General features: G+C 71.0%; 28 protein-coding genes. 15 read left to right on the top strand and 13 right to left on the bottom strand.

Going from position 1 to position 25921, the window contains the following annotated elements; genetic code table 11:
- Positions 1 to 44: 44 nt before the first annotated feature.
- The 5 genes from aroE to FIU88_RS01960 are packed head-to-tail and all read right to left on the bottom strand — an operon-like array spanning position 45 to position 4634.
- Positions 45 to 857 carry a shikimate dehydrogenase gene (aroE, locus tag FIU88_RS01980; protein WP_152477986.1) on the bottom strand — a complete coding sequence of 271 codons (813 nt, stop codon included), beginning with the start codon at positions 855 to 857 and terminating at the stop codon, positions 45 to 47.
- Entirely contained in the window at positions 854 to 1789 is a 936-nt protein-coding gene (gene hemF, locus FIU88_RS01975) for an oxygen-dependent coproporphyrinogen oxidase (protein ID WP_152477985.1), read from the bottom strand. The genes aroE and hemF overlap by 4 nt, the downstream gene beginning before the upstream one ends.
- 32 nt (positions 1790 to 1821) lie before the next feature.
- Complete coding sequence (locus tag FIU88_RS01970; RefSeq protein WP_253742678.1) at positions 1822 to 2391, bottom strand: L-threonylcarbamoyladenylate synthase; 570 nt, start codon at positions 2389 to 2391, stop codon at positions 1822 to 1824.
- A 38-nt stretch (positions 2392 to 2429) separates the two neighbouring features.
- A complete protein-coding gene (gene dprA, locus FIU88_RS01965) occupies positions 2430 to 3536 on the bottom strand; it encodes a DNA-processing protein DprA (protein WP_152477983.1) in 1107 nt (368 codons plus the stop codon).
- A gap of 9 nt (positions 3537 to 3545) precedes the next feature.
- Positions 3546 to 4634 carry a LysM peptidoglycan-binding domain-containing protein gene (locus FIU88_RS01960; RefSeq protein WP_152477982.1) on the bottom strand — a complete coding sequence of 363 codons (1089 nt, stop codon included), beginning with the start codon at positions 4632 to 4634 and terminating at the stop codon, positions 3546 to 3548.
- 164 nt (positions 4635 to 4798) lie between these two features.
- Between FIU88_RS01960 and def the strand changes: the two genes are divergently transcribed.
- From def to FIU88_RS01925, 7 genes are all read left to right on the top strand, one after another.
- On the top strand, positions 4799 to 5311 hold the full coding sequence (def, locus tag FIU88_RS01955; RefSeq protein ID WP_152477981.1) for a peptide deformylase: 513 nt from the start codon (positions 4799 to 4801) through the stop codon (positions 5309 to 5311).
- A 118-nt stretch (positions 5312 to 5429) separates the two neighbouring features.
- Positions 5430 to 6416: a methionyl-tRNA formyltransferase gene (gene fmt / locus FIU88_RS01950; RefSeq protein ID WP_152477980.1), complete on the top strand. Its 987-nt coding sequence runs from the start codon at positions 5430 to 5432 to the stop codon at positions 6414 to 6416.
- Positions 6413 to 7753 carry a 16S rRNA (cytosine(967)-C(5))-methyltransferase RsmB gene (rsmB, locus tag FIU88_RS01945; protein ID WP_152477979.1) on the top strand — a complete coding sequence of 447 codons (1341 nt, stop codon included), beginning with the start codon at positions 6413 to 6415 and terminating at the stop codon, positions 7751 to 7753. The genes fmt and rsmB overlap by 4 nt, the downstream gene beginning before the upstream one ends.
- Positions 7754 to 7826: 73 nt before the next feature.
- On the top strand, positions 7827 to 8030 hold the full coding sequence (locus tag FIU88_RS01940; RefSeq protein WP_026068441.1) for a dodecin: 204 nt from the start codon (positions 7827 to 7829) through the stop codon (positions 8028 to 8030).
- 107 nt (positions 8031 to 8137) lie between these two features.
- Positions 8138 to 9511 carry a Trk system potassium transporter TrkA gene (trkA, locus tag FIU88_RS01935; protein ID WP_016855184.1) on the top strand — a complete coding sequence of 458 codons (1374 nt, stop codon included), beginning with the start codon at positions 8138 to 8140 and terminating at the stop codon, positions 9509 to 9511.
- A gap of 106 nt (positions 9512 to 9617) precedes the next feature.
- Complete coding sequence (locus tag FIU88_RS01930; protein WP_237738444.1) at positions 9618 to 11096, top strand: TrkH family potassium uptake protein; 1479 nt, start codon at positions 9618 to 9620, stop codon at positions 11094 to 11096.
- 88 nt (positions 11097 to 11184) lie between these two features.
- Positions 11185 to 12423, top strand: coding sequence for a TraB/GumN family protein (locus FIU88_RS01925; RefSeq protein ID WP_152477978.1), 1239 nt, complete (start codon positions 11185 to 11187; stop codon positions 12421 to 12423).
- A gap of 161 nt (positions 12424 to 12584) precedes the next feature.
- On the opposite strand, the gene FIU88_RS01920 is transcribed toward FIU88_RS01925, so the two are convergent.
- Positions 12585 to 13532 (bottom strand): bile acid:sodium symporter family protein, encoded by a 948-nt coding sequence (locus FIU88_RS01920; protein WP_016855187.1) that lies wholly within the window; start codon positions 13530 to 13532, stop codon positions 12585 to 12587.
- Between the two features lie 216 nt (positions 13533 to 13748).
- Between FIU88_RS01920 and FIU88_RS01915 the strand changes: the two genes are divergently transcribed.
- Complete coding sequence (locus FIU88_RS01915) at positions 13749 to 14219, top strand: MarR family winged helix-turn-helix transcriptional regulator (RefSeq protein WP_152477977.1); 471 nt, start codon at positions 13749 to 13751, stop codon at positions 14217 to 14219.
- A 3-nt stretch (positions 14220 to 14222) separates the two neighbouring features.
- On the opposite strand, the gene FIU88_RS01910 is transcribed toward FIU88_RS01915, so the two are convergent.
- Complete coding sequence (locus FIU88_RS01910; protein WP_152477976.1) at positions 14223 to 14981, bottom strand: tRNA-uridine aminocarboxypropyltransferase; 759 nt, start codon at positions 14979 to 14981, stop codon at positions 14223 to 14225.
- Positions 14982 to 15066: 85 nt separating this feature from the next.
- On the bottom strand, positions 15067 to 15792 hold the full coding sequence (locus tag FIU88_RS01905) for an NAD-dependent deacylase (RefSeq protein WP_152477975.1): 726 nt from the start codon (positions 15790 to 15792) through the stop codon (positions 15067 to 15069).
- Between the two features lie 130 nt (positions 15793 to 15922).
- Here FIU88_RS01905 and FIU88_RS01900 point away from each other — a divergent pair, with 130 nt between their 5' ends.
- Genes FIU88_RS01900 through FIU88_RS01890 form a run of 3 tightly spaced genes read left to right on the top strand, consistent with a single transcriptional unit; the run spans position 15923 to position 17753 of the window.
- The gene (locus tag FIU88_RS01900) at positions 15923 to 16687 is read left to right on the top strand and encodes a pseudouridine synthase (protein ID WP_152477974.1); all 765 of its coding nucleotides are present in this window, start codon (positions 15923 to 15925) and stop codon (positions 16685 to 16687) included.
- A complete protein-coding gene (gene tcdA, locus FIU88_RS01895) occupies positions 16684 to 17508 on the top strand; it encodes a tRNA cyclic N6-threonylcarbamoyladenosine(37) synthase TcdA (protein WP_016855192.1) in 825 nt (274 codons plus the stop codon). The genes FIU88_RS01900 and tcdA overlap by 4 nt, the downstream gene beginning before the upstream one ends.
- 17 nt (positions 17509 to 17525) lie before the next feature.
- On the top strand, positions 17526 to 17753 hold the full coding sequence (locus FIU88_RS01890; protein ID WP_016855193.1) for a DUF1653 domain-containing protein: 228 nt from the start codon (positions 17526 to 17528) through the stop codon (positions 17751 to 17753).
- Positions 17754 to 17916: 163 nt separating this feature from the next.
- Here FIU88_RS01890 and bfr read toward each other — a convergent pair whose 3' ends face one another.
- The 5 genes from bfr to lptF all read right to left on the bottom strand — a co-directional run bounded on the left by bfr (position 17917) and on the right by lptF (position 21482).
- Positions 17917 to 18393 (bottom strand): bacterioferritin, encoded by a 477-nt coding sequence (gene bfr / locus FIU88_RS01885; protein ID WP_016855194.1) that lies wholly within the window; start codon positions 18391 to 18393, stop codon positions 17917 to 17919.
- Positions 18394 to 18545: 152 nt separating this feature from the next.
- Positions 18546 to 18752 carry a (2Fe-2S)-binding protein gene (locus FIU88_RS01880; protein WP_016855195.1) on the bottom strand — a complete coding sequence of 69 codons (207 nt, stop codon included), beginning with the start codon at positions 18750 to 18752 and terminating at the stop codon, positions 18546 to 18548.
- A 100-nt stretch (positions 18753 to 18852) separates the two neighbouring features.
- A complete protein-coding gene (locus tag FIU88_RS01875; protein ID WP_152477973.1) occupies positions 18853 to 19326 on the bottom strand; it encodes an RDD family protein in 474 nt (157 codons plus the stop codon).
- 12 nt (positions 19327 to 19338) lie between these two features.
- Positions 19339 to 20403, bottom strand: coding sequence for an LPS export ABC transporter permease LptG (gene lptG / locus FIU88_RS01870; protein WP_016855197.1), 1065 nt, complete (start codon positions 20401 to 20403; stop codon positions 19339 to 19341).
- The gene (gene lptF / locus FIU88_RS01865) at positions 20400 to 21482 is read right to left on the bottom strand and encodes an LPS export ABC transporter permease LptF (protein ID WP_152477972.1); all 1083 of its coding nucleotides are present in this window, start codon (positions 21480 to 21482) and stop codon (positions 20400 to 20402) included. Before lptF ends, lptG begins: the two co-directional genes overlap by 4 nt.
- Before the next feature lie 184 nt (positions 21483 to 21666).
- Between lptF and FIU88_RS01860 the strand changes: the two genes are divergently transcribed.
- From FIU88_RS01860 to FIU88_RS01845, 4 genes are all read left to right on the top strand, one after another.
- The gene (locus FIU88_RS01860) at positions 21667 to 23190 is read left to right on the top strand and encodes a leucyl aminopeptidase (RefSeq protein WP_152477971.1); all 1524 of its coding nucleotides are present in this window, start codon (positions 21667 to 21669) and stop codon (positions 23188 to 23190) included.
- 171 nt (positions 23191 to 23361) lie between these two features.
- The gene (locus FIU88_RS01855) at positions 23362 to 24441 is read left to right on the top strand and encodes a branched-chain amino acid aminotransferase (RefSeq protein WP_016855200.1); all 1080 of its coding nucleotides are present in this window, start codon (positions 23362 to 23364) and stop codon (positions 24439 to 24441) included.
- Positions 24442 to 24498: 57 nt separating this feature from the next.
- On the top strand, positions 24499 to 25239 hold the full coding sequence (locus tag FIU88_RS01850) for an SDR family oxidoreductase (RefSeq protein WP_152477970.1): 741 nt from the start codon (positions 24499 to 24501) through the stop codon (positions 25237 to 25239).
- A gap of 9 nt (positions 25240 to 25248) precedes the next feature.
- The gene (locus tag FIU88_RS01845; protein ID WP_016855202.1) at positions 25249 to 25692 is read left to right on the top strand and encodes a DNA polymerase III subunit chi; all 444 of its coding nucleotides are present in this window, start codon (positions 25249 to 25251) and stop codon (positions 25690 to 25692) included.
- Positions 25693 to 25921: the final 229 nt, after the last annotated feature.

Below are 25921 nucleotides of genomic sequence, written 5' to 3'. Positions count from 1 at the left end.
GCCGTCGTCCGGCTCGGGGCGTTTTTGATCGCGGCATGGTGGCGCTACAGCGCCCGGCGCAGCGCCTCCAGCAGCGGGGCCACGTCCGGGCGTACCCCGCGCCACAGAGAGAAGGACTCGGCCGCCTGGCCCACCAGCATGCCCAGGCCGTCGATGGTGCCCGCGCCGCGCTCGGCGGCCCAGCGCAGGAAGACCGTCGGCTCGGCGCCGTACATCATGTCATAGGCGGTGGCGCCGGGGGCGAACAGGTCGTTCGGCAGCGGCGGCAGGTCGCCGCCGAGGCTGGCGCTGGTGCCGTTGACCACCACGTCGAAGGGGCCTTCCACCGATTCGAAGCCGCCGCCGCTCACCCGGCCCAGATCCGCGAAGTCCGCGGCCAGGCCGGCGGACTTGTCGGCGGTGCGATTGGCGATGTGCAGGCTCGCCGGTGCCTCGGCGAGCAGCGGTTCCAGCACGCCGCGCACCGCACCGCCGGCGCCGAGCACCAGGATGCGCGCGCCGGAAAGCGTCACGCCGCGGCGCTTGAGGTCGCCGACCAGGCCGGCGCCGTCGGTGGTGTCGCCCCGGGTGCGGCCGTCGGCCTCGAGGATCAGGGTGTTCACCGCGCCGGCGCGCTCGGCCCGGGGAGTGAGCGCGTCGCACAGCCGGTAGGCCGTTTCCTTGAACGGCACGGTGACGTTGGCGCCGCGCCCGCCCGCCTCGACGAAACGCCTCCAGGCGCCGGCGAAGTCGTCCAGCGGCGCCTCGATGGCGGTGTATTCGAGCGCCTCGCCGGTCTGCTCGGCGAAGGCGGCGTGGATGGCCGGTGACTTCGAGTGGCCGATCGGGTGGCCGAAGACGCAGTAGCGGTCCGTCATGCCGGGTTCTCCTTGTCCTGCTCGCCCAGCCAGTCCCTGGGCGCCAGGTAGTTGTCGTAGAGGTCCGCCTCGGGGCTGCCGGCTTCCGGCGTCCAGGCATATTCCCAGCGCGCCAGCGGCGGCATCGACATCAGGATCGATTCGGTGCGCCCGCCGCTCTGCAGGCCGAACAGGGTGCCGCGGTCCCAGACCAGGTTGAACTCCACGTAGCGGCCGCGGCGGTAGAGCTGGAAGTCGCGCTCGCGCTGGCCATAGGCGGTCTCGCGGCGGCGCCGGACGATCGGCAGGTAGGCGTCGAGGAAGCTGTCGCCGACCGCGCGCTGGAAGGCGAAGCAGTCGTTGAAGCCGCCCTCGTTGAGGTCGTCGAAGAACAGCCCGCCGACGCCGCGGGTCTCGTCGCGGTGCTTGAGAGTGAAGTAGTCGTCGCACCAGGCCTTGTAGCGCGGGTAGACGTCGTCGCCGAAGGGCGCGCAGGCGTCCCGGGCCACCCGGTGCCAGTGGCGCACGTCCTCGAGCACCGGGTAGAAGGGCGTCAGGTCGTAGCCGCCACCGAACCACCACACCGGGTCTTCGCCTTCCTTCTCGGCGATCAGGAAGCGCACGTTGCCGTGGCTGGTGGGCACGTGGGGATTGGTCGGGTGCAGCACCCAGGACACGCCCACCGCGTGGAAGCCGCGGCCGGCGAGCTCGGGCCGGGCGGCGGTGGCCGAGGGCGGCAGGGTCGCGCCGTGGACGTGGGAGAAGTTGACGCCGCCCTTCTCGAACACGGCGCCGTCTTCGATCACCCGCGAGCGGCCGCCGCCGCCCTCGGCGCGCTCCCAGGCGTCCTCGCGGAAGGTCGCCTGGCCGTCCTCGGCCGCCAGCGCCTCGCACAGCCGGTCCTGAAGGTCGAGCAGATAGGTCTTCACGGGGTCGAGATGGGCGTAGGCCACGGGGCCTCCTTGATCGGCAGTGAAGCGGGGAGTCAGTCGCGCAGCACGCGGCCGGTGACCAGGTCGCGGATGGTGCTGGGGCGGTCGTGGCCGCCCAGGGGGCCGTCGAGCACGGCATCGAGCTCGCCGCCGGCCCCCTCACCAAAGACGGCATGGATCTCGTCGGCGCTCATCGCCGAGGGCTCGCCGGCGCGGTTGGCCGAGGTCGAGACGATGGGGCCGCCGAAGGCACGGCACAGGGCGGCGACCAGGGGGTGGTCGCTGATCCTGAGCGCCACCCGGTCGTGCTCGCCGCGCACCAGCGAGTGCGCCCGGCCATTGTCCGGCACCAGCCAGGTGGTCGGCGTGTCGCGGGGCTCGGCGAGGGCCTGCCGGCGGGCGTCGTCGAGGCCCTCCAGCCAGGGCGCCAGCTGGGCGATATCCGCGGCCACCAGGATCACGCCCTTGGCCGGGTCGCGGCGCTTGAGGTCCAAGAGCCGGGTCAGGGCGGTGGCATCGTCGGGGTCGCAGCCGAGGCCCCAGACGGCCTCGGTGGGATAGGCGATCACGCCGCCGGCGCGCAGGGCGGCCACGGCGGCGGCGAGGGAGGTTTCCTGGGTCATGATGGAGGATCCGGCGGTGTCCGACATGGGCCGGGATTCTACCACGCTCCCCCGGGGCCCGGCAGGCGCACCCAGCCGCCGGCGGCGGGGCCGGCGCGCCCCTCCAGCTCGAGGGCCAGCAGCCGGCGCTGGCACTCGGCCACCGACAGTCCGGTGAGGTTCACCAGGGCATCCACCGGCGTCGGGGTATCGCTGAGCCAGGCCAGCAGCGGGTCGTCGGCGCCCGCGGCGGCCGCCGGCTCGGCTCGCACGGGCGGTGGCTCCACCGGCGCGCTCCAGGCCGGCAGCTCGGCGAGGATGTCGTCGACGTCGCGCACCAGCACCGCGCCGTCGCGCAGCAGCCCCAGGCAGCCGCGCGCCTGGGGGTTGTGGATCGAGCCCGGCACGGCGAACACCTCGCGGCTCTGCTCGCCGGCCAGCCGGGCGCTGACCAGCGAGCCGCTGCGCTCGGCGGCCTCCACCACCAGCACGCCGCGGGACAGCCCGGTGACGATGCGATTGCGGCGCGGGAAGAAGGCCGGGTGGGGCTTGGTGCCGGGCGGATGCTCGGACAGCAGCAAGCCGCCCGGCCCGCGCAGCCGCTCGTGCAGGGCGCGGTGGCGGGCCGGATAGATGACGTCCACCCCGCCGCCGAGCACCGCCACGCTGCGCCCGCCGGCCTCCAGCGCCGCCTGCTGGGCGGCACCGTCGATGCCCAGCGCCATGCCGCTGACCACGCCCCAGCCGCGTTCGGCCAGCGCCCGGGCGAAGCCGGCGGCGTTGGCGAGCCCCTCCCGGGTCGGCTTGCGGGTGCCGACCATGGCCAGCCGCGGCGGCGCCAGCGCGCCGAGATCGCCCCAGGCCCACAGCACCGGCGGCGGATCGGCGATCTGGGCCAGTGGCGCCGGCCAGTCGGGATGATCGGGATGCAGCAGCGCCCGGTCGGGGGCCCCGGCGAGCCAGGCCTCGTCGGCGTCGAGCGAGGCCGTCAGCGGGCTCCTGGCGGGATGGTCGAGCCACAGTCGCAGGGCCTTGGCCGCCGGGGCCGGCATCACCGCCAGCCAGCCCTCGGGCCAGGCCGGGGCGCGGGCGGCGAGTTCGGCCAGCCCCGCGGGCCCGAGGCCGGGCAGGCGCGACAGCAGCAGCCACTCTCTGGCCATCGGCATGGTGGTGGCCTAGCGCTGCGCCGTGTCCAGCCCGGCGCCCGGGGTGTGCAGGCGATCGCCCACCGCCAGGGTGCGCGAGGCCTGCATCACCAGGCCGTAGCTCATCTTGTCGTAGGGCCGCACGACCATCACCAGGCCGGCGCCCTCGCCGGGCAGGCGCAGCATCTCGCCGGTCCGCGGGTCGCTGACCAGCTCGCCGCGCTGCTCCACCTCCAGCACGTGGCCGGGCGCCAGGCCGTCGCGGGTGCCGCGGTCCAGCGCGACCATCTGCAGCCGACCGATGAAGCGCACGCCGCCGGGCACCGAGAGGATGCGGCCGTCGACCCGACGCTTTGGCGCCCGCGGCTGGAACGCGGTGACCAGGCCGCGGTCCTCCAGCGGCAGCAGGATGTCGCCGTTGCGGATCTCCTGGCTGGCCTTGGTGGCCTCGAGCACCGCGATGTCGTCCTCCTGGCGCCTCTGGCGGGCCTCGCCCACGCTCTCGAGCTCGAGGCCCAGCACCTCGCCGGTGGCCTCGTCGAGGTAGCGCTCGCCGGGGCGATAGATGCCGACGCGGCCGCCGGCCGGCACCTCGCCGCGGGCATAGAAGCGATCGCCGGCGCCGCTGATCAGCCGCCGGTCGTCGCCGCCCACCACGTAGGCCAGCTCGGCGAGGGTCTCGGGGTCGTCGATGACCCGGTGCTCGCGGGTGAACAGGCGCACCGCCTCCAGCGGAATCGGTTCGATGGCCTCGCGCCGCGGCACGGTGCGCATCTCGGGCGACAGGCGCACCACGCCCTGGCCGCGCTCCAGCCCCAGGCAGGGCCGGCCACCGCAGTCATGCAGGGTGACGATGTCGCCGGGATAGATCCGGTGCGGGTTCTCGATCTGGGGATTGGCCTGCCACACCTCGGGCCACTGCCAGGGGTGCTGCAGGAAGCGGCCGGAGATGCCCCACAGGGTATCGCCCCGCACCACGGTATAGCGATCCGGGGCGTCGTCCCGCAGCCCGTCGTCCCAGGTCAGCCCCTGCGCCTGGACGGCACCGACCGTCGTCACGCCCAGCGCCAGTGCCCCCAGCCAGCGCTTCACGAGCCCGCTGCGTCCGATCTGCTTCATTCCCTTGCTCCCTGGCCGATGATCGCGGCGGCACCGGGAACCTCGCCATCGTGGTATAGTCTGATGCTATTGATGCGATGCGCGAAGCGCGGTTTCCCGGCACGCCGCAGGCTTCTAGAATAGTCGTGATTTCCGAATGACAGCACAACGGTGACACCAACGCCATGGCCAAACTCCCCATTCTCGAATTCCCCGACGAGCGGCTCCGCACCAAGGCGGCCCCGGTCGAGACGGTCGACGACGAGGTGCGCCAGCTGGTCGACGACATGCTCGAGACCATGTACGCCGCGCCCGGCATCGGCCTGGCGGCGACGCAGGTGGACGCGCATCGTCGGGTCATCGTGATCGACGTCAGCGAGGATCAGAGCACGCCGCTGGTGCTGATCAACCCCGAGTACACCCCGATCGGCGAGGAGCGCGAGCCGATGCAGGAGGGCTGCCTGTCGGTGCCCGAGTACTACGCCGAGGTGCCACGGGCGCTGAAGGTCCGGCTCAAGGCGCTGGATCGCGACGGCCGGCCCTACGAGCTGGAGGCCGACGGCCTGCTGGCCCACTGCATCCAGCACGAGTACGACCACCTCGAGGGCGTGCTGTTCGTCGACTACCTCTCGCCGCTCAAGCGCGACCGGGTGATGAAGAAGATGCAGAAGCGCCACCGGCTGACCCAGCCGGCCTGAGCCGCCTCGATGCCCTTCGCGACATGAAGGCCGGTGCCCGGATGGGCGCCGGCCTTCGTCGTTTGGCCCCGGCTCCGTTATCATGGGCGGCATTCATTCCGGCAAGGCCCCGAAACCCATGTCCCAACCCCTGCGCGTCATCTTCGCCGGCACGCCCGACTTCGCCGCCGAGAGCCTGGCGGCGTTGCTGGCGAGCTCCCATCGCGTCGTCGCCGTCTATACCCAGCCCGACCGCCCCGCCGGCCGCGGCCGCAAGCTGACCCCGAGCCCGGTCAAGGCGCTGGCCCAGGAGCACGGGCTGCCGGTCTACCAGCCGGCGTCGCTGAAGACGCCCGAGGCCCAGGCCGAGCTGGCGGCCCTCGAGGCCGACATCATGGTGGTGGTGGCCTACGGCCTGATCCTGCCCAAGGCGGTGCTCGACACTCCGCGCCTCGGCTGCATCAACGTCCACGCCTCGCTGCTGCCGCGCTGGCGCGGCGCCGCGCCCATCCAGCGCGCCATCGAGGCCGGCGACGCCGAGAGCGGCGTGACCATCATGCAGATGGACGAAGGGCTCGACACCGGCGCCATGCTGCGCATCGCCCGCACGCCGATCACCGCCGCCACCACCGGCGGCACGCTGCACGATGCCCTGGCCGCCCAGGGCGGGCGGGCGATGGTCGAGACGCTGGACGCGCTGGCCGGCGACGGCCTCGCGGCCACGCCCCAGCCCGAGGACGGCGTCACCTACGCCGCCAAGCTGTCCAAGGCCGAGGCCGAACTGGACTTCCGCGAGGACGCCGAGGCCCTGGCCGCGCGCATCCGCGCCTTCAACCCCTGGCCGGTGGCCTGGTGCGCGCTGGGCGACGACCGCCTGCGCCTGCTGATGGCCGAGGCCCAGCCCACCCCCGGCGACGAAGGCGCCGAACCCGGCACCCTGCTGCCCCATGACGACGACGCCCTGCGCATCGCCTGCGGCGAGCGCGGCGACCGGGTCCTTCGCGTCACCCGGGCCCAGCTGCCCGGCGGCAAGCCCCTCGACGTGCGCGAGCTGCTCAAGGCTCGCGCGGAGCGCTTCGCGCCCGGCAGCCGCCTGGGCCGGCCGAACCAGGAGACATCCGCATGAACCAGCCGCGCCATTCCTCCCGCTCTCCCGACAACGGCCAGGCGGTGCGCGCCGCGGCCGCCCGCGCCCTGGTGCCGGTGATCACCGGCCGCGGCTCGCTCAGCAGCCTCGACGACCATCAGGTGGTCTCTCGAGACCGCGGCCTGTTCAAGGAGCTGTGCTTCGGCAGCTGCCGCGCCCTGTGCCGCCTCGAGGCGCTCGCCGGCAAGCTGCTGGACAAGCCGTTCAAGACCCGCGATGCCGACGTCCAGGCGCTGCTGCTGGTGGGCATCTACCAGCTGCTCTACATGCGTATCCCGCCCCACGCCGCGGTGGGCGAGACCGCCGGCGCCGCGCGGCTGATCAACAAGCCCTGGGCCACCCGGGTGCTCAACGGCTGCCTGCGCCGCCTGCAGCGCGAGGCCGGCCCCCTGCAGGCCGAGGTCGACCGCGACCCGGCGGTGGCGCTGCTGCATCCGAAGTGGTGGCTGAAGGCCTTCCGCCAGGCCTGGCCGGACGACTGGCGGGCGATCTGCGAGGCCAACAACCTGCCGGGACCGATGACGCTGCGCGTCAACCGCCGCCACGGCGACCGCGAGAGCTACCTCGAGCGCCTCGATGCGCCGGACATCGGCGCCCGCCTGTGCCTGCACTCGCCCGAAGGCCTGACCCTCGACGAGCCCTGCGACGTCGGCCAGCTGCCCGGCTTCAAGGAAGGCCTGGTCAGCGTGCAGGACGAGGCGGCCCAGCTCGCCGCCGAGCTGCTCGGCCCGACGCTCGCCCCGCGCCCCGGTGCCCGGGTGCTGGACGCCTGCTGCGCGCCGGGCGGCAAGACCGCCCACCTGCTCGAGCTGTTCGACGTCGACCTGCAGGCCATCGACAGCGACGACACCCGCCTGGCGCGGGTCGAGGACACCCTGTCGCGGCTCGGCCTGGAGGCCGACCTGGCCCACGGCGACGCCACCCGGCGCGACTGGTGGGACGGCACGCCTTTCGACGCCGTGCTGCTCGACGCCCCCTGCTCCGGCAGCGGCGTGATCCGCCGCCATCCGGACATCAAGCGCCTGCGCCGCCACTCGGACATCGCCAAGCTGGCCGAGCTCCAGGCCCGGTTGCTCGACAACCTCTGGCCGCTGCTGGCGCCGGGCGGCACCCTGCTCTACGCCACCTGCTCGGTGCTGCCCGAGGAGAACGCCGACCAGGTCGCCGCCTTCCTCGCCCGCACGCCGGACGCCGAGGCGACCACCCCGGAAGGCGTGGCCTGGGGCCGCCCCGCCGGCGCCGGCCGCCAGCTGCTGCCGAGCGCCGACAGCCATGACGGCTTCTTCTATGCCAGACTGAGGAAGCGGGCCGACTGAGCGGCCCGAGGATGCCGGCCGGGCCGCCCGCGCCGGCATGCGTGCCATTTCCCCGCTGCCAGAGGACGACACCATGAACCACACCTACAAGCACATCGAGCTGACCGGCAGCTCCGAGACCAGCATCGAGGATGCCGTGCAGGGCGCGCTGACCAAGGCCTCGGAGAGCCTGCACGGCATGCGCTGGTTCGAGGTCATCGACACCCGCGGCCACATCGAGCACGGCCGGGTGGCCCACTGGCAGGTCACGATCAAGGTCGGCTTCACCCTGGACTGAGCGCCATTCGACCCTGTTCATCCCCTCACGGCTGGTTTAGGCTTGCCGCCCACCCAGAGACGGCGCTCGCGCGGCGCCGTCCGTCTTGCTGCGGACTGTGACACGCGATGAAGATCATTATCCTCGGCGCCGGCCAGGTCGGCGGAACCCTGGCCGAACACCTGGCGCACGAAGAGAACGAGATCACGGTGGTGGACACCGACGCCAAGAAGCTCCGCGAGCTTCATACCCGGCTCGACATCCGCACCGTGACCGGCGCCGGCTCCTACCCGATGGTGCTGCGCCAGGCGGGCTGCGAGGACGCCGACATGCTGATCGCGGTGACCAACTCCGACGAGGTGAACATGATCGCCTGTCAGGTCGCCTACACGCTGTTCCGCACGCCGACCAAGATCGCCCGCGTTCGCGCCACCGCCTACCTGACCCGCAAGGGGCTGTTCGCCCACGAGGCGGTGCCCATCGACGTGCTGATCAGCCCCGAGCAGGTGGTCACCGACCATATCCGCCGGCTGATCGAGCACCCCGGCGCGCTGCAGGTGCTGGAATTCGCCGGCGGCCAGGTCCAGCTGGTGGCGGTGAAGGCCTTCTACGGCGGCCCGCTGGTCGGCCAGGAGCTCGGCTTCCTGCGCCGCCACATGCCCAGCGTGGACACCCGGGTGGCGGCCATCTACCGGCGCAACCGGCCGATCATCCCTCGCGGCGACACCGTCATCGAGGCCGACGACGAGGTGTTCTTCATCGCCGACCGCCGCGACATCCGCGCGGTGATGAGCGAGCTCCGGCGCCTCGAGCGCGACTTCCGCCGGGTGATCATCGCCGGTGGCGGCAACATCGGCGAGCGCCTCGCCGAACACCTCGAGCACAGCCATCAGGTCAAGATCGTCGAGCACAGCATCGAGCGCTGCACCCAGCTCTCCGAGCGTCTCGACCGCACCGTGGTGCTGCACGGCAGCGCCACCAGCAAGCGCCTGCTGGAGGAAGAGAACATCGAGGACTGCGACATCTTCTGCGCGCTGACCAACGACGACGAGGTCAACATCATGTCGTCGATGCTGGCCAAGCGCATGGGCGCCAAGAAGGTCCTCACCCTGATCAACAACGCCGCCTACGTCGACCTGGTCCAGGGCGGCGAGATCGACATCGCCATCTCGCCGCAGCAGGCCACCATCGGCAGCCTGCTGACCCACGTGCGCCGCGGCGACATCGTCAACGTGCACTCGCTGCGCCGCGGCGCCGCCGAGGCCATCGAGGCCATCGCCCACGGCGACCAGCAGTCGTCCAAGGTGGTCGGCCGCGCCATCGGCGAGATCGACCTGCCGCGGGGCACCACCATCGGTGCCGTGGTGCGCGGCAAGGAAGTGCTGATCGCCCACGACGACGTGGTCATCCAGTCCGGCGACCACCTGATCCTGTTCGTCATCGACAAGCGCCGCATCCGCGACGTGGAGCGGCTCTTCCAGGTCGGCCTGACCTTCTTCTGAGCCGCCGCCAGCCAGCACGCGAGGGAATCCGCATGACACACCAGCCATCGTTCGATGACGCCGTTCGCCGCCCGATCGCCCGCGCCGCGGAGGCGCACTCGTGAGCCTGCTGGCGAGGCGGACGGCCATCCAGCGGGTGCGCCACTGGGCGCCGGTGTTCAAGGTGCTGGCCCTGCTGTGGCTGGTGCTGGCGGCCTTCATGCTGGTGCCCTGGCTGGTGCTGCTGGTGGAGGGCGACGTGGACGCCATGGCGTTCGGCCTGTCGATCCTGATCATGATCGGCTCTTCGGCGGCGATACTGCTCTCGACCCTGCGGGTGGAGGTCAGCTTCAAGCCCTGGCAGATGTTCGTGCTGACCTCGCTGAGCTGGGTCTCGATCAGCGGCTTCGCCAGCCTGCCGCTGGTGCTGGGCGCCACCCAGCTGTCGTTCTCCAACGCGGTGTTCGAGTCGGTCTCGGGGATCACCACCACCGGCTCCACCATCCTCAGCAACATCGACGACCTCTCCGACGGCCTCAAGCTGTGGCGCGGCCTGATGCAGTGGCTGGGCGGGGTCGGCATCATCGTGATGGGCATCGCCATCCTGCCGTTCCTCAAGGTCGGCGGCATGCGGCTGTTCCACACCGAGTCATCGGACTGGTCCGACAAGGTGATGCCCCGCACCGGTGGCATCGCCAAGGCCACGCTGGTGATCTACTGCGGCATGACCCTGACCGCGGTCGCAAGCTACTGGCTGGGCGGCATGGCGCCACTGGACGCCATCGTCCACGCCATGACCTCGGTGGCCACCGGCGGCTTCGCCAACTCGGACGCCTCCTTCGGCGCCTACGCCGATCGGCCGCACCTGATGTGGATGGGCAGCCTGTTCATGCTCGGCGGCGCGCTGCCCTTCGTGATCTACATCCGGGTACTGCGCGGCGCCCGCATGGCGCTGTGGCACGACCAGCAGGTGCGCGGCCTGCTGGGCCTGCTGGCGATGGTCATCCTGATGCTCACCGCCTGGCGCATCTGGCAGGGCCGTGACGCCTTCGAGGCCCTCACCCAGGTGACCTTCAACGTCGTCTCGGTGGTCACCACCACCGGCTATGCCGCCGACGACTACGCGGCCTGGGGCAGCCTGTCCGCCGTGGCCTTCTTCTATCTCAGCTTCATCGGCGGCTGCAGCGGTTCCACCAGCGGCGGCATGAAGGTGTTCCGCTTCCAGGTCGCGTCCATCCTGCTGCGCAACCAGCTGCGCTTCCTGGTGCACGCCAACGGCGTCTTCTCCGCCCGCTACAACGGTCACCCGCTGACCGACGACGTGACCCGCGGCGTCATCGCCTTCTCGTTCTTCTTCTTCCTGACCATCGCCGGGCTGGCGCTGGGGCTGTCGCTGCTGGGCCTGGACCTGGTCACCGCCCTGTCCGGCGCGGTCACCGCGGTCGCCAACGTCGGCCCCGGGCTCGGCGAGATCATCGGCCCGGCCGGCAACTTCGGCCCCCTGCCCGACGCCGCCAAGTGGCTGTTGTGCATCGGCATGCTGATGGGCCGCCTGGAGATCCTCACGGTGCTGGTGCTGTTCACGCCGATGTTCTGGCGCAAGTAGCAAAGCCGGTGCAAGCGCCCGCGGCGGGTTTGGCCCGCCGGCGGGCTTCGTGGATAATCGAGCCTTCACCCTTCAGACTCGAGCGTCCATGACCGACTCCCAGGACACCGCGACCGTCGATCGCGAGCAGGCCGCCGGCGGCGGTCCGCACCGCACTCTCCAGGTGGGCGAGACCCGCTATACCCTGCTGGGCACCGCCCACGTCTCCGCCGAGAGCGCCACCGAGGTGCGCGCGCTGATCGACTCCGGCGAGTTCGACGCCGTGGCCATCGAGCTGTGCGACTCGCGTCATCAGAACCTGGCCAATCCCGATGCCCTGGGCGAGCAGGACCTGTTCCAGATCTTCCGCCAGGGCAAGGCCGGCATGGTCGCCGCCAGCCTGGCGCTGGGCGCCTTCCAGCAGCGCGTCGCCGAGCAGTCCGGCATCGAGCCCGGCGCCGAGATGCGGGCCGCCCTGGAGGCCAGCCGCGAGCGCCGGCTGCCGCTGCTGCTGATCGACCGCGACGTCGGCGTGACCCTCAAGCGCATCTACCACAACGTGCCCTGGTGGCAGCGCTTCTCGCTGTTCTCGGGGCTGCTCGGCGGCGTGCTGTCGCGACAGGACGTCTCCGCGGCCGACATCGAGCGGCTCAAGGAAGGCGACGTGCTGGAGTCCACCTTCAGCGAGTTCGCCAGCGAGTCCGAGACCCTCTACACGCCGCTGATCAGCGAGCGCGACCGCTACATGACGCTGCGCCTGGCCGAGCAGTGCCCGCCGGGGCGCTATCGCCACGTGCTGGTGGTGATCGGCGCCGGCCACCTCAAGGGCATGGCCGAGCACCTCGAGCAGCCGCTGCCCGAGGCGCCGACGCCGGAGCGCGAGACGCTCGAGGCCACGCCGCCGCCCTCCAAGGCGTGGAAGGCGCTGCCCTGGATCATCACCGCCCTGGTGCTGACCGGCTTCGCCATCGGCTTCTCGCGCAACACCGAGCTCGGCTGGCAGCTGGTGGCCGAGTGGTTTTTGATCAACGGCGTGCTCTCGGGTGCCGCCACCCTGGTGGCGCTGGCCCACCCGCTGACGGTGATCGCCACCGTGTTCGCCGCCCCGCTGACCTCACTCAACCCCACCATCGGTGCCGGCTTCGTGGCCGCCGGGGTCGAGCTGGCCATGCGCAAGCCCAAGGTGCGCGACTTCGCCACCCTGCGCCACGACGTCACCGAGGTGAAGGGCTGGTGGCGCAACCGGGTCTCGCGCACCCTGCTGGTGTTCCTGACCGCGACCCTGGGTTCCGCCGCCGGGACCTGGATCGCCGGCTTCCGCATCGCCGGCGCCCTCTTCGGCGGCTGACGCCGCTGCCACGCCGGCAACGACGAGGGCCCCGGACATCGCTGTCCGGGGCCCTTTTGCCGCCCTAACGCTGCGGCCGGCGAGGTGCGGCCGGCGAGGTGCGGCCGGCGAGGCGCGGCCGGCGAGGCGCGGCCGGCGAGGCGCGGCCGGCGAGGCGCGACTCAGCGCGACGCCAGTGCCGACGCCGCCTCCTCCTCGGCCGGGCGACGCTTCCAGGCGCCCGCCAGCAGCGAGCCGGAGACATTGTGCCACACCGAGAACAGCGCACCCGGCAGCGCCGCGGTGGCGCTGAAGAACTGGTTGGCCAGGGCCACGGCGAGCCCGGAGTTCTGCAGCCCCACCTCGAAGGCGATGGTGCGCGCGGTGCGCTCGTCGAAGCGCAGCGCCCGGGCCAGGCCGTAGCCGCCGGCCAGGCCGATGGCGTTATGGGCGATCACCGCCAGCGCCACGACCGGCCCCAGGGTCGCCAGGCGCCCGGCGTTGAGCGCCACCACGATGGCGATGATCACCACGATGGCCAGCATCGCCAGGCTCGCCAGCGCCGGCTCGACCCGGGCGATGCGCTCGCCCAGCCAGTGATTGACGATCACCCCGATCAGGATCGGTGCCACCACCAGCTGGGCGATGCTGGTCAGCATGCCCGCCACCGGCACGTCGACGCTCTCGCCGACCAGCAGCAGGGTCAGCAGCGGCGTGGCCACCACCGAGAGCAGGGTCGAGACCATGGTCATCGACACCGACAGCGCCACCCGGCCGCCGGCCAGCCAGGTCATGACGTTGGAGGAGGTGCCGCCGGCGGTGGCGCCGACCAGCACCATGCCGATGGTCAGGGCATCGGAGAGCCCCAGCAGCCGCGAGATCGCCAGCGCCGCCAGCGGCATGATCAGGAACTGCAGCACCACGCCCACGGCGATCGGCGCCGGCGACTTCACCACCCGGGCGAAGTCGGCCTTGGACAGCGTCAGGCCCATGGCGAACATGATGACCACCAGCAGCGTCTTGATGCTGCCGGCCAGGCCGGTGAAGAGCTGCGGCTGGAAGGCGGCCACCACGGCCAGCAGCACCGCCCAGACGGGGAAGAGACGATTGAAGCGCTCGAAGAAGTGCATGACGTGTCCTTGCATGGGGAGTTAGTTATTGGCGATCCATGGTGATGGGATCGCGCGGCCCCGTCGGCGTCTCGGGCGCCGTCGACCGCGGCCCTATGGTCGTCGGTCGCCGGGCCGTGGGCAATGGCCACCTTCGGATGACGGCAAAAGCGTGGCCGCGGGTGGGGAAAGCGTGATACGTTCGAGATCAATAATTAGCAACGAAACATTGACGCCATGACTGCACCCAACGCCCGAGAGCGCTTCGGCATCCGGCTCTCCACCGTCTCGCGCCGCTGGCGGCGCGCCCTCGATCATCACATGGCCATGGCCGGCCACGGCGACACCAGCTGGGCGCCGCTGGTCCATCTCGGGGCCGGCGGCGACGGCCTCAGCCAGAAGGCGCTGGCCAAGCGCGTCGGCATGGAGGGCTCCAGCCTGGTGCGCCACCTGGACCGCCTCGAGGCCAAGGGCCAGGTCCAGCGCGTGAGCGACGAGCAGGACCGCCGCACCAAGCGGGTATTCCTGACCCCGGCGGGGCGCGAGGCCGTGGCCACCCTGCAGCAGGAGCTGCTCGGCGTCGAGCGGGAACTGCTCAGCGACCTCAGCGACGACCAGCTCGAGGCGCTGCTGGCGGCCATCGACCTGATCGACCAGCGCCTGCAGCGGGAGCCCGGCGCCCTGGAAGAGCCTCCCGCCTCCACCTGATCGCTACGCCTCGTCTTCCCGGGCCGCCCGCAGCCGCCGCATGGCCGGCGTCGGCGTCTCGATCTTGCCGTGGCGTCGGCTGGCGGCGTAGCTGTCGTTGAACACGTCGAAGTAGTCGTCGAGCCGCTCGGCGGCCTCCCCGTCACCGGCCTGGCGCAGCAGCTCCGCGGCCACCTCGGCGGTGCACAGGTGCGCCTCGGAGGCCGGCTTGCGCAGCCGGTAGCGGGTCAGCCGCTCGGTGGCGAGCGGCAGCACCGGCAGCTCGGCCAGATAGGGGCTCTTGCGGAAGATGCGCCGCGCCTGGCGCCAGGTGCCGTCGAGGATCACGAACACCGGAATCCGCCCCTCCTCCTGCCGTGCCGCCACGCGCTCCATGCCGACCACCCGGTGGGCGTAGTCCGCCTGATCGTCGGGGAAGATCACGAAGGGCGCGTAGCGCTCGTCTGCGAGCATCGCCAGCAGCCGTTCGTCCGGCTCGGTGCGATACCAGGTGAAGACCTCGGTGGTCGGCAGGACGTCGCGGATCAACCGCCCGGTGTTGGTGGGCTTGTAGTGCTCCAGCGGATGGGTGATCAGCCAGACCCGGGTGCGGCTGTCCGCCGTCACCTTGTAGGGGCACAGGCAGTTCAGCGCCGGCAGGTTGCAGGTCTCGCAGCGGCGCACGAAGCTGCCGCGGGCCTTGAACTCGCGCCGCGGCGGCCGCGAATGTCCGGTGGCGGGGTCCACGTCGGCGTGGTCGGGGCGTTGGGGGTCGTCCTGCATGAGTCGTCGGGCCGGAGGTGAGGTAAGGAAGCAGCAATAGGGCCGGCATTCTATCACGCCCTGGCCCGCCCCTCTGAGGCGAGCCTCAGGCCTCCGGCATCGCGAGCCGCCCCGACTCGCGCCAGTGGCGCACCAGCGCCGGCACGCCCTCGCCGGCGGGCCGGGCGATCTTCGTCACCCCGCGCGGCGCCAGGGCCTCGGCCTCGGGGTCGACCAGCGCGCAGGGCGCGCCGAACGGCGCCTCGTCGAGCAGCATCGCGGCCGGCATCACCGCCAGCGAGGTGCCCACCACCAGCAGCAGGTCGGCCTCGGCGACGATGTCGCAGGCCACGGGATAGGCCGGCACGGCCTCGCCGAACCACACCACGTCGGGACGCAGCTGGCCGCCCTTGTCGCACACATCGCCCAGGCGGATGCCGCCCCGGGGCAGCGGATAGCGCAGCGCCGGGTCGACGCTGGAGCGCGCCATCAGGATCTCGCCGTGCAGGTGCAGCACGTGGCGCGAGCCGGCCCGCTCGTGAAGGTCGTCGATGTTCTGGGTGACGACGCTGACCCGAAAACCGTCCGCCTCGAGCTCGGCCAGGGCGAGGTGGGCGGCATTGGGGCGCGCCCGCCGCACCCGCTCGCGGCGCGCGTCGTAGAAGCGCAGCACCCGCGCCGGGTCCCGGGCCCAGCCCTCCGGCGTGGCCACCGCCTCGACCGGCTCGTCGGCCCACAGGCCGTCGGCGGCGCGGAAGGTCTGGATGCCGCTCTCGGCGCTGATGCCGGCGCCGGTCAGCACCACCAGGTGGGGGCGGGAGTCGTCGCTCATGGTCGTCTCGCGAGTCGGGGAACTCGCCTCAGCTTGCCATATTTCGCCGCGCCGGAGCAGAGCACGACGGATGACATCCGCCCGCCGCGCGGCGACAATGGGCGCCCTCGCCGCATCCCCGAGCCGCCCGATGACCGAACCGCTGCCCATCCTCCATCACGACGAGCACCTGGTCGCCGTGCACAAGCCGGCCGGGCTGCTGGTGCATCGCAGCGCCCTGGCCCGGGGCGAGCGCCATTTCCTGCTGCAGACCCTGCGCGACCAGCTGGGCCAGCGGGTCTATCCGGTGCACCGCCTGGACCGCCCCACCTCGGGGCTGATGGTGTTCGCGCTGTCGCCCGAGGTCGCCCGCCGCCTGAGCGAGGCCTTCGAGCAGCATCGCGTGGCCAAGCGCTACCTGGCCGTGGTGCGCGGCACTGGCCCGGACGCCGAGCGCCTGGAGTACGCCCTGCGCGAGGAGGACGGCCGTCGCCCCAAGGCCGAGATGCCGGCCATGGAGGCCGTCACGGAGGTGCGGCGCCTGGACAGCGTCGAGCTGCCGGTGCGGGTCGATCGCTACCCCACCAGCCGCTACTCGCTGATGGAGGCGCGCCCGCTGACCGGGCGGCGCCATCAGATCCGTCGCCACCTGTCCCAGCGCGGCTACCCGATCATCGGCGACGCCAAGCACGGCAAGGGCGTGCACAACCGCTTCTTCGCCGACCGACTCGACTGCCCGCGGCTGCTGCTGGCCGCCGTGGGCCTGAGCCTCGACCACCCGGTGGACGGCCGGCGCCTGGACCTGGGCTGCGCCCTGGATGCGCCCATGACCGCGCTGTTCCGGCGCTTCGGCTGGGCGGGCCACCTGCCCACCAATCGCCGCGCCCCCTCCGCCGAGCCATGTGAACTGCCATGAACGATTTCCCGAGCCCCGCCTCCCTCGAGACCGACGACCACGAGCTGCGCTTCGGCGGCATCCGCCGCCTCTACGGCGCCCGCGCCCTGGAACGCTTCCGCCACGCCCACGTGGCGGTGATCGGCGTCGGCGGCGTCGGCAGCTGGGCCGTGGAGGCCCTGGCCCGCTCCGGCATCGGCAAGCTGACGCTGATCGACCTCGACGACGTCTGCGTGTCCAACGTAAACCGCCAGCTGCACGCCCTGGACGGCACCGTCGGCCGGCCCAAGGTCGAGGTGCTGGCCGAGCGCTGCCGGGCCATCCAGCCCGGCATCGAGGTGGTGGCGGACACCGCCTTCGTGACCCCGACCAACCTGGCCGAGCGGCTGCCCGAGGACCTGGACCACGTGATCGACGCCATCGACAGCGTGGTGGCCAAGGCGGCGCTGATCGCCTGGTGCAAGCGCCGCAAGCTGCCGATCACCGTGACCGGCGCGGCGGGCGGCCAGACCGACCCGACGCGCATCCGGGTGGCCGACCTGACGCGCACCGAGCACGACCCGCTGCTGGCCAAGGTCCGCTCGCGGCTGCGGCGCGACCACGGCTTCTCGCGCAACCCGAAGCGACGCTTCTCGGTGGAGTGCGTTTACTCCGACGAGCAGCTCGTCTACCCCGGCGCCGACGGCGAGGTCTGCCACGCCAAGCCCGCCGCCGGCGAGGCCACCCGCCTCGACTGCGCCTCGGGCTTCGGCGCGGCGACCTTCGTCACCGGCAGTTTCGGCTTCGTGGCCGCCTCGCGCACCCTGGCGCGGCTGGCCCGCGACGCCGCCTCATCCCGCTGAATTCCCTGGAGAGACTCATGGACGTTTCGCATCCCGTGCCCGGCATCTACCGCCACTACAAGGGCCCGCTCTACGAGGTGATCGGCGTGGCCCGTCACAGCGAGACCGAGGAGACGCTGGTGACCTACCGCGCGCTCTACGGCGAGTACGGCCTGTGGGTGCGCCCGCTGGGCATGTTCATGGAGACGGTCGAGGTGGACGGGGAAGTGACGCCGCGCTTCGCGCTGGAGAAGGCCTTCTCCTGAGCCCGGCCGGGCTCACGCCGAACGCAAAGAAGGCGCCCCATAGGGCGCCTTCTTTCATCGCTTGATATGTCATGGCCGGCGGCAAATCTTCGCGGGGCGCTATGACCCCATCCCTGGCGGATAACCCTCGCTCATATTCGCCCCTGCCCCATCAAGCGGCTTGTTATTCCGCGTCGTGCATCTGCTTCTGCAGGTAGTTCTCGATGCCGACCTTGTCGATCAGCGAGAGCTCGGTCTCGAGCTTGTCGATGTGCTCTTCCTCGTCGGCGAGGATGTCGCGCAGCAGGTCGCGGGTGACGTAGTCCTGCACCGACTCGCAGTAGGCGATCGCCTCGATGTAGTCCTTGCGGCCCTGGTGCTCGAGCTTGAGGTCGCACTCGAGCATTTCCCTGGTGTCCTCGCCGATCAGCAGCTTGCCGTAGTCCTGCAGATTGGGCACGCCCTCGAGGAACAGGATCCGCTCGATCAGCTTGTCGGCGTGCTTCATCTCCTCGATGGATTCTTCGTACTCGAACTTGCCGAGCGCCGCCAGTCCCCAGTCCTGGTACATCTTGGCGTGCAGGTAGTACTGGTTGATCGCCACCAGCTCATTGCCGAGCGCGGTATTGAGGTACTCGAGAACCTTCTTGTCGCCTTTCATGACACCACCTCATTGCTGTCGTCGGGGTCGTCCTTCAGCTTGGCACGCGCGTCATCGCACCGCCACAGGTGACGGACAGTCTAGGTGATATCGGGAAAAACTCAAATAAATCAGAACGTTGAAAACGCCAAGAGAAACGATAGCGATTGCCATCAAACGGCGTAGGCGAGCCCTTCGGTGGCCATGCTCATCGCTTCCTTGATCGTCTCGCGGGTGATGGCCTTGCCCATGCAGGCGCACTTGCCGCACTGGGTGCCGCAACCCGTCTCGCGCTGGACCTCGCGCCAGCTGCGCGCGCCCTCTTCCACACTGCGGCGGATCGCCTTGTCACTCACACCCTTGCACAGACATACGTACATACATCACCTCGCGTCGATCATGAGCCGAATGTAAATGATTCGCATGGGCTATCGCAAGCATAGAGGATGACGATTCTCACCCGAGTCGTCTCAGGGGACGTCATCGCCGCCCCGGAAGCACCACCAGCCGGGTGCCGGACGCCAGGTCCGACCAGCTGCGCCGTTCGCCGTCGAACAGCACCCAGAGGTGGCCGAGCCCCAGCGGCAGCCAGCCGAGCGCGCCGACCAGGCAGCGCACCAGGCTCTGGCGGCGGTCGATGGCGTGGCCGTCGAGGGTCTGCACCCGCAGCCGCCAGGCCTGCATGCCCAGCGTCATGCCGCCGCGGGTCCAGAAGTAGGTGAAGAAGGCCAGCGCGGCGATCGCCAGCAGGACGCGCAGCGACCACACCTGGCCGGCGCCGAGCCCGATCCGCTCGGGGGGAATGCCCCACAGCAGGCGGCTGACCGCCACGTGGGCGGCACCGATCACGATCCACAGCGCCAGCACCAGCAGCGCATCGTAGAGCATGGCGCCGAGCCGCCGGCCGAGGCCGGCGGGCCAGACATCGTCGAGGCGATCGAAGCGGCGCGACATGGGGCCTCCGGGTCAGCCGGTGCGACGCAGCAGGTAGAGGCCCAGGCCGGCGCAGAGCAGCGTCGGCACCAGCACGGCCCAGGCCGGGGAGAAGCCGAACAGCGTGGAGGCCGGGCCCAGCAGGTCCTGCAGGTACTTGAACACCAGCCCGGTGACCACGCCGTAGAACACCCGGGTGCCGGCGGCCACGGTGCGCAGCGGGCCGAACACGAACGACGCCGCCACCAGCACCAGCGAGGCCATGGTCAGCGGCATCAGCATCTTCTGCCAGAAGTAGATCAGCGGCTGGGTGGCGTCCTGCCCCTGCGACTGCAGATCGCGGGCGTAGGCCCACAGCTCGCTGGGCGCCTGGGTCTCCACGTCGCGCAGCAGGCGGTCGAGGGACTGGGGCGTCAGGTCGGTCTCCCAGGCCCGGGTCGCCTGGTGAGAGGTCTCGGTGCGACCGTCGACGAAGCGGGTCTCGTCGACGTCCTGGAGCTCCCAGCCGTCGCCCTGCCACACCGCCCGGCGGGCGCTGAGCGCCTCGCGCAGCCGCTGGCCCTCGAAGCGGTAGCGGGTCAGGTCCAGCACCACCTCGTCGGCGCGGATCGCCCCGAAGCGGTAGAAGTCGTCGCCCTCGCGCTGCCAGCCGCCGCTCTCGGTCAGCACCGCGCCCTCGCCCTGCATCTGCTCGAGGCGCCAGGCGCTGGCGAACTGCTCGGTCCTGGGGCTGACGAACTCGGCGACGAACAGCACCACCGCGATCACCAGGATGATCGGCTTCATCACCCCCCACAGGATACGCACCAGCGAACGCCCGGACGCGCGCATCACGGTGAGCTCGTTGCTCGAGGCCATGCCGCCGAGCCCGATCAGTGCACCGATCAGCACCCCCACCGGGGCGTACTGATAGAAGCGCCAGGGCAGCCGGAAGACCAGGTAGAAGAGCACCTGCAGGGCGCCGTAGTCGCCCTCCACGTCGCCCAGGTCGTTGATGTAGGTGATCACCAGGTCGAGGCCCAGCAGCACCACCTGCACCACCAGGATCGCGCCGAGGATCTGGCGGGCGATGTAACGGTCGAGACGGTCGGCGATCATCCGCTCACTCCCTTGCGTTGCGCCTGCAGCGTCATCACCAGGCCGATGGCCAGGAAGGCGCCGTGGATCGGCCACATGCCGAGCCAGGCCGGCCAGCCGCCGCGACCGATGGCATCCAGCGACGCCAGCAGCAGGCTCAGGTAGGCCACATAGAGGAAGATCGCCGGCAGCAGCTTGGCGAAGCGCCCCTGGCGCGGATTGACCCGCGACAGAGGCATCGCCATCAGGGTCAGGATGAAGACCATCAGCGGCAGCCCCAGACGCCACTGCAGCTGGGCCGCGGCGGGCAGCGAATCGGCGGCGAACAGCGCCGGGGTGGAGGCGAACTCGGGCTCGTCGAGGTCGAGGCTTTGCTCGTCCCGGGACAGCCGCACCGCGTAGGTGCCGAACTCCAGCCGCTCGGCCAGGGCCCGGCCGGGATCGACGCTGTAGCGCTCGCCGTCGGTCAGCACCAGATAGCGGCTGCCGGTGTCCTCGTCGACGGCCTGGTAGCCGCCGGTGGCGCGGGTCACCACGGTGCCGGGAGTGCCGTCGGAGCGGCGCTGGCGCTCGCTGATGAAGACCTCGTCCATGCGGCTCTCGTCATCGGTCAGCGCCTCGGTATAGGCGGTGCGGCCGTCGCCGAAGTCCTGGAAACGCCCCGGATTCAGCACCGAGAAGTCCAGCTGGCTGCGCTGCTTCTCGAGCATCACCTCGTTGTGCAGCGCGCCGGCCGGGCTCAGCCACAGGCTACACAGCCCCACCATCACCGCCACCACGGTGGCCGGTATCAGGCTCACCTGCAGCAGCTTGTTGGGACTGGTGCCGCAGGCCACCAGCACGGTGATCTCGCTGTTCAGGTAGAGCTGACCATAGGCCAGCAGGATGCCAAGAAAGAAGGCCAGCGGCAGGATCAGTTCGAGGAAGCCCGGCAGGTGGAACAGCATCAGGGTGCCGAGGATGTTCAGCGGGATCTCGCCGTCCGCCGCGTTGGCGAAGTAGCGGATGAAGCGGCTGCCCATGATCACCAGCAGCAGCACCCCGGCCACGGCGGCCATGGTCTGCAGGATCTCGCGGGTCAGATAGCGGAATATGATCAAGGTTGTCTCCCGGTCCGGGTCCGTCCGGCCCGGCCCTCTTCCATGCAATGAGACGCGGGCCCGGGGGAGTGTCGGGCGCCACAGATCGGTGTGAAGTCCGGCAGGCTCCTGGGGTACACTGGGACGACTCGGCAATATGCCGGCATTATCCAGAATCCCCCACCGCTTGTCTTGTGGAGACACCATGGAATTCCCAGTTCAGACGGCCAATCCCGCCAAGGTCGAGACGGCCTGCCTCGTGGTACCGGTGTTCAAGGATGGCGACCTGCTGCCCGCCGCCGCCAAGCTCGACGATGCCAGCGAGCGGCTGATCGGCCAGCTGATCGAGCGCGACGACTTCGACGCCAAGCTGGGCAACGTGCAGATGGTTCCCTTCGCCCCCGGGCTGAACGCCGACCGCCTGCTGCTGGTCGGCCTGGGAAGCCGTGACAAGTGCCAGGAAGGCGCCTTCCGCAAGGCCGTGGACGCGGCCTTCACCGCCCTGGCGACGCTGCCCGCCGACGACGCCGCGGTGACCTTCACCGACGTGCCGGTCCCCGACCGCGACAGCGGCTGGAAGGCGCGCACGGTCGCCGAGGCCGCCCACCGCGCGGTCTATCGCTTCACCGAATTCAAGTCCGAGCCCGGCCCGGCGCCGAAGCTCGAGCGCGTGTCCCTGCTGGTCAGCGAGGGCGACGACGCCGAGGCGGCCCGCGAGGGCGCCCGGGTCGGCGACGGCATCGGCCAGGGCATCAACGCCGCCCGCACCCTGGGCAACCTGCCCGGCAACGTCTGCACGCCGCGCTACCTGGCCGAACGCGCCGAGCAGCTGGCCGCCGGCTCCGGCGGCGCGCTGAGCGCCGAGATCCTCGACGAGGAAGCGCTGGAGGCGCTGGGCGCCCACTCGCTGCTCTCCGTGGGCCACGGCAGCGACGAGCCCTCGCGCCTGATCGTGATGAAGTACCAGGGCGCCGAGGACCCCGACGAGGCGCCCCACGTGCTGGTCGGCAAGGGCATCACCTTCGACTCCGGCGGCATCTCGCTGAAGCCCGGCGCCGGCATGGACGAGATGAAGTTCGACATGTGCGGCGCCGCCAGCGTGTTCGGCGCCGTCACCTCGGTGCTCGCCGTACGGCCGAAGATCAACCTGGTGGCCATCGTCGCCAGCGCCGAGAACATGCCCAGCGGCCGCGCCACCAAGCCCGGCGACATCATCAAGACCCTCAAGGGCCTGTCGGTGGAAGTGCTCAACACCGACGCCGAGGGCCGCCTGGTGCTGTGCGACGCCCTGACCTACGCCGAGCGTTTCGAGCCTGCCAGCGTGGTCGACATCGCCACCCTCACCGGTGCCGCCATCATCGCCCTGGGCCACCACGCCACCGGCCTGATGGCCAACGACGACGACCTGGCGCTGGACCTGCTCGACGCCGGCGAGACCTCGTGGGACCGCGCCTGGCACCTGCCGCTGTGGGACGAGTACCAGGAGCAGCTGGACTCCAACTTCGCCGACCTGGCCAACATCGGCGGCCGCCCGGCGGGCACCATCACCGCCGGCTGCTTCCTCTCGCGCTTCGCCGACAAGTTCCCCTGGGCGCACCTGGACATCGCCGGCACCGCCTGGAACTCCGGCGCGCAGAAGGGCGCCACCGGCCGCCCGGTCAGCCTGCTGACCCAGTATCTGCTGGACCGCGAGGCCGAGGGCCAGGTCGAAGCCGACGGCGAGGCCTGAGCGCCGCCGCCACGCCCGGGCTTGCCTTTTGGGCGTGGCGATCTTTTCATGTGAATGTCGACATTCCTTGACCGGGCGGCCTCTCGCCCGGTCACCCTGTTCAGCCTGCCGGGGCGCCGGCCGCGCCCCGAGAGAAGCGGAGACCAAGCCGTGTCCACCGAACGTTTTTCCATGCTGCCCACCGCCGATGCCACGGCGACCCCGATCCGTGAGGAGATCCTGAGCGACCCCGGCTTCGGGCGCTACTTCACCGATCACATGGCCCACGTCCGCTGGACCGTCGACGCCGGCTGGCACGGCCATGAGGTACGCCCCTACGGTCCGCTGACCCTGGACCCGGCCGCCGCGGTGCTGCACTACGGCCAGGAAATCTTCGAAGGCGTGAAGGCCTACCGCCATGCCGACGGCTCGGTGTGGACCTTCCGCCCCGAGAAGAACGCCGAGCGCTTCCGTCGCAGCGCGCGTCGCCTGGCCCTGCCGGAGCTCTCCGACGAGGACTTCATCGACTCGCTCAAGGGGCTGCTGGCCCAGGACCACGACTGGGTGCCGACCCCCGCCAGCGAGGCCGACGAGTCGAGCCTCTACCTGCGCCCGTTCATGATCGCCAGCGAGACCTTCCTCGGCGTGCGCCCGTCCCACGAGGTCGACTACTACGTCATCGCCTCGCCGGCCGCGGCCTACTTCAAGGGCGGCATCAAGCCGGTGTCGATCTGGCTGTCCTCGCACTACAAACGCGCCGCCCCCGGCGGCACCGGCTTCGCCAAGTGCGGCGGCAACTACGCCGCCTCCCTGGCCGCCCAGAAGGAAGCCGCCGACCACGAGTGCAGCCAGGTCGCCTTCCTCGACGCCGCCGAGAACAAGTGGATCGAGGAACTGGGCGGCATGAACCTGTTCTTCGTCTACCGCGACGGCCGCATCGTCACCCCGCGCCTGACCGACACCATCCTCGAGGGCGTGACCCGCGACTCGGTGCTGACCCTGGCGCGCGACGAGGGCCTGACCCCGGAAGAGCGCCCGATCAGCATCGACGAGTGGCGCGAGGGCGCGGCCAGCGGCGAGATCGTCGAGGTCTTCGCCTGCGGCACCGCCGCCGTGATCACCCCGGTGGGCGAGCTGGTGACCGAGGACGACACCATCCGCCTGACCGCCGAGGGCGACAACGAGATCGCCAAGCGCCTGCGCACCCGCCTGCTGGACCTGCAGTACGGCCGCAGCGAGGACAAGTACGGCTGGCTGACCCGCCTGGTGTAAGCCTCCCTCCCCGGGCCTTCGCCCGGGGAATCCGCCCCTTCCCGCAGGAGACATCGCATGAATCCCGTGATGCTGATCACCGGTGCCGGCCGCGGCATCGGCGCGGCCACCGCGCGGCTGGCGGCTCGCCGGGGGTATACGGTGGTGGTCAACTATCTGCGCGATCATCGGGCCGCCGAGGACGTGGTCGACGCCATCCGCGAGGCGGGCGGCCAGGCCATCGCCGCCCAGGCCGATGTCGCCAGCGAGGACGGCATCCGAGGGCTGTTCGCCGCCGTCGATGCCGAGCTTGGCCGCCTGGACGTGCTGGTCAACAACGCCGGCGTGGTGGACGTCAACTGCCGCGTCGAGGACATGGACTTCGACCGCGTCGAGCGCATGATGCGCATCAACGTCGCGGGGCCGATGATCTGTGCCCGGGAGGCGGTGAAACGCATGTCGACTCGCCGCGGCGGCAACGGCGGCGCCATCGTCAACGTGTCGTCGGTGGCCGCCCGCCTGGGCGGGCCCGACGAGTACGTCGATTACGCCGCGTCCAAGGGCGCCGTCGACAGCCTGACCCGCGGTCTGGCGCGCGAGGTCGCCGGCGAAGGCATTCGCGTCAACGCCGTTCGCCCCGGCGTGATCCGCACCACGATCCACGCCAGCGCCGACAATGCGGGCAAGGTCGACACCGCCGGCCAGCGCATCCCGCTGGGCCGCATCGGAGAGCCCGAAGAGATCGCCTCGGCCATCCTGTGGCTGATCGGCAGCGAGTTCTCCACCGGCTCGATCATCGACGTCGATGGCGGCGTGTAACGAGGAACCATGACCCGCATCGATTTCTATATCCTCCCCGAGACCACCCTGGAAGCGCGGCTGGCGTTCGCCTGCCGGCTGGCCGAGACCATCGCCCGCAAGGGCTACCGGCTGCACCTGCACGCCGAGGACGAGGCCATGGCCCGGGAGCTGGACGACACCCTGTGGACCTTCCGGCCCGACGCCTATCTGCCCCATGCGCTGCTCGGCAGCGAGCAGGCCGACAGCGTGCCGGTGACCCTCGGCTGGCAGGAACCGCCGCCCGGCGACGCCGGCGTGCAGGCGATGCTCAACCTGCACCCGGAGATTCCCGAGTGGTTCTCGCGCTTCGAGCGGGTCGCCGAGATCATCAACCAGCACCAGGCGGTGCTGACCGCCAAGCGACGCTGCTGGCAGACCTACAAGAAGCGCGGCTATCCGGTCACGCCGCACCATCTGCGCGCCGGGGCCTGAGTTCGACCGGCACCACGACTCGAGCCGGAGTGCTTCCGGCGACAGGCCTTCGCGAGGCGCTATGAATCCCTCCATGGACGCTACATCCGCCCTGCGGCGCTTTCGCTTCCTGCTTCGCTTGCAGGACCGGTGCTGTCCGTCCCTGGACAGCCCGTTCAGCGGGGTCCGCCTCACCCATGGCGGATAACCCTCGCTACGCCCTGTCCCCGGAATGGATGCCCCGGCGCCC

Origin of the sequence: Halomonas sp. THAF12 (genome assembly GCF_009363675.1) — a bacterium.
Taxonomy (GTDB): Bacteria; Pseudomonadota; Gammaproteobacteria; order Pseudomonadales; family Halomonadaceae; genus Halomonas; species Halomonas smyrnensis.
This window is presented reverse-complemented; position numbering and strand designations above follow the sequence as displayed.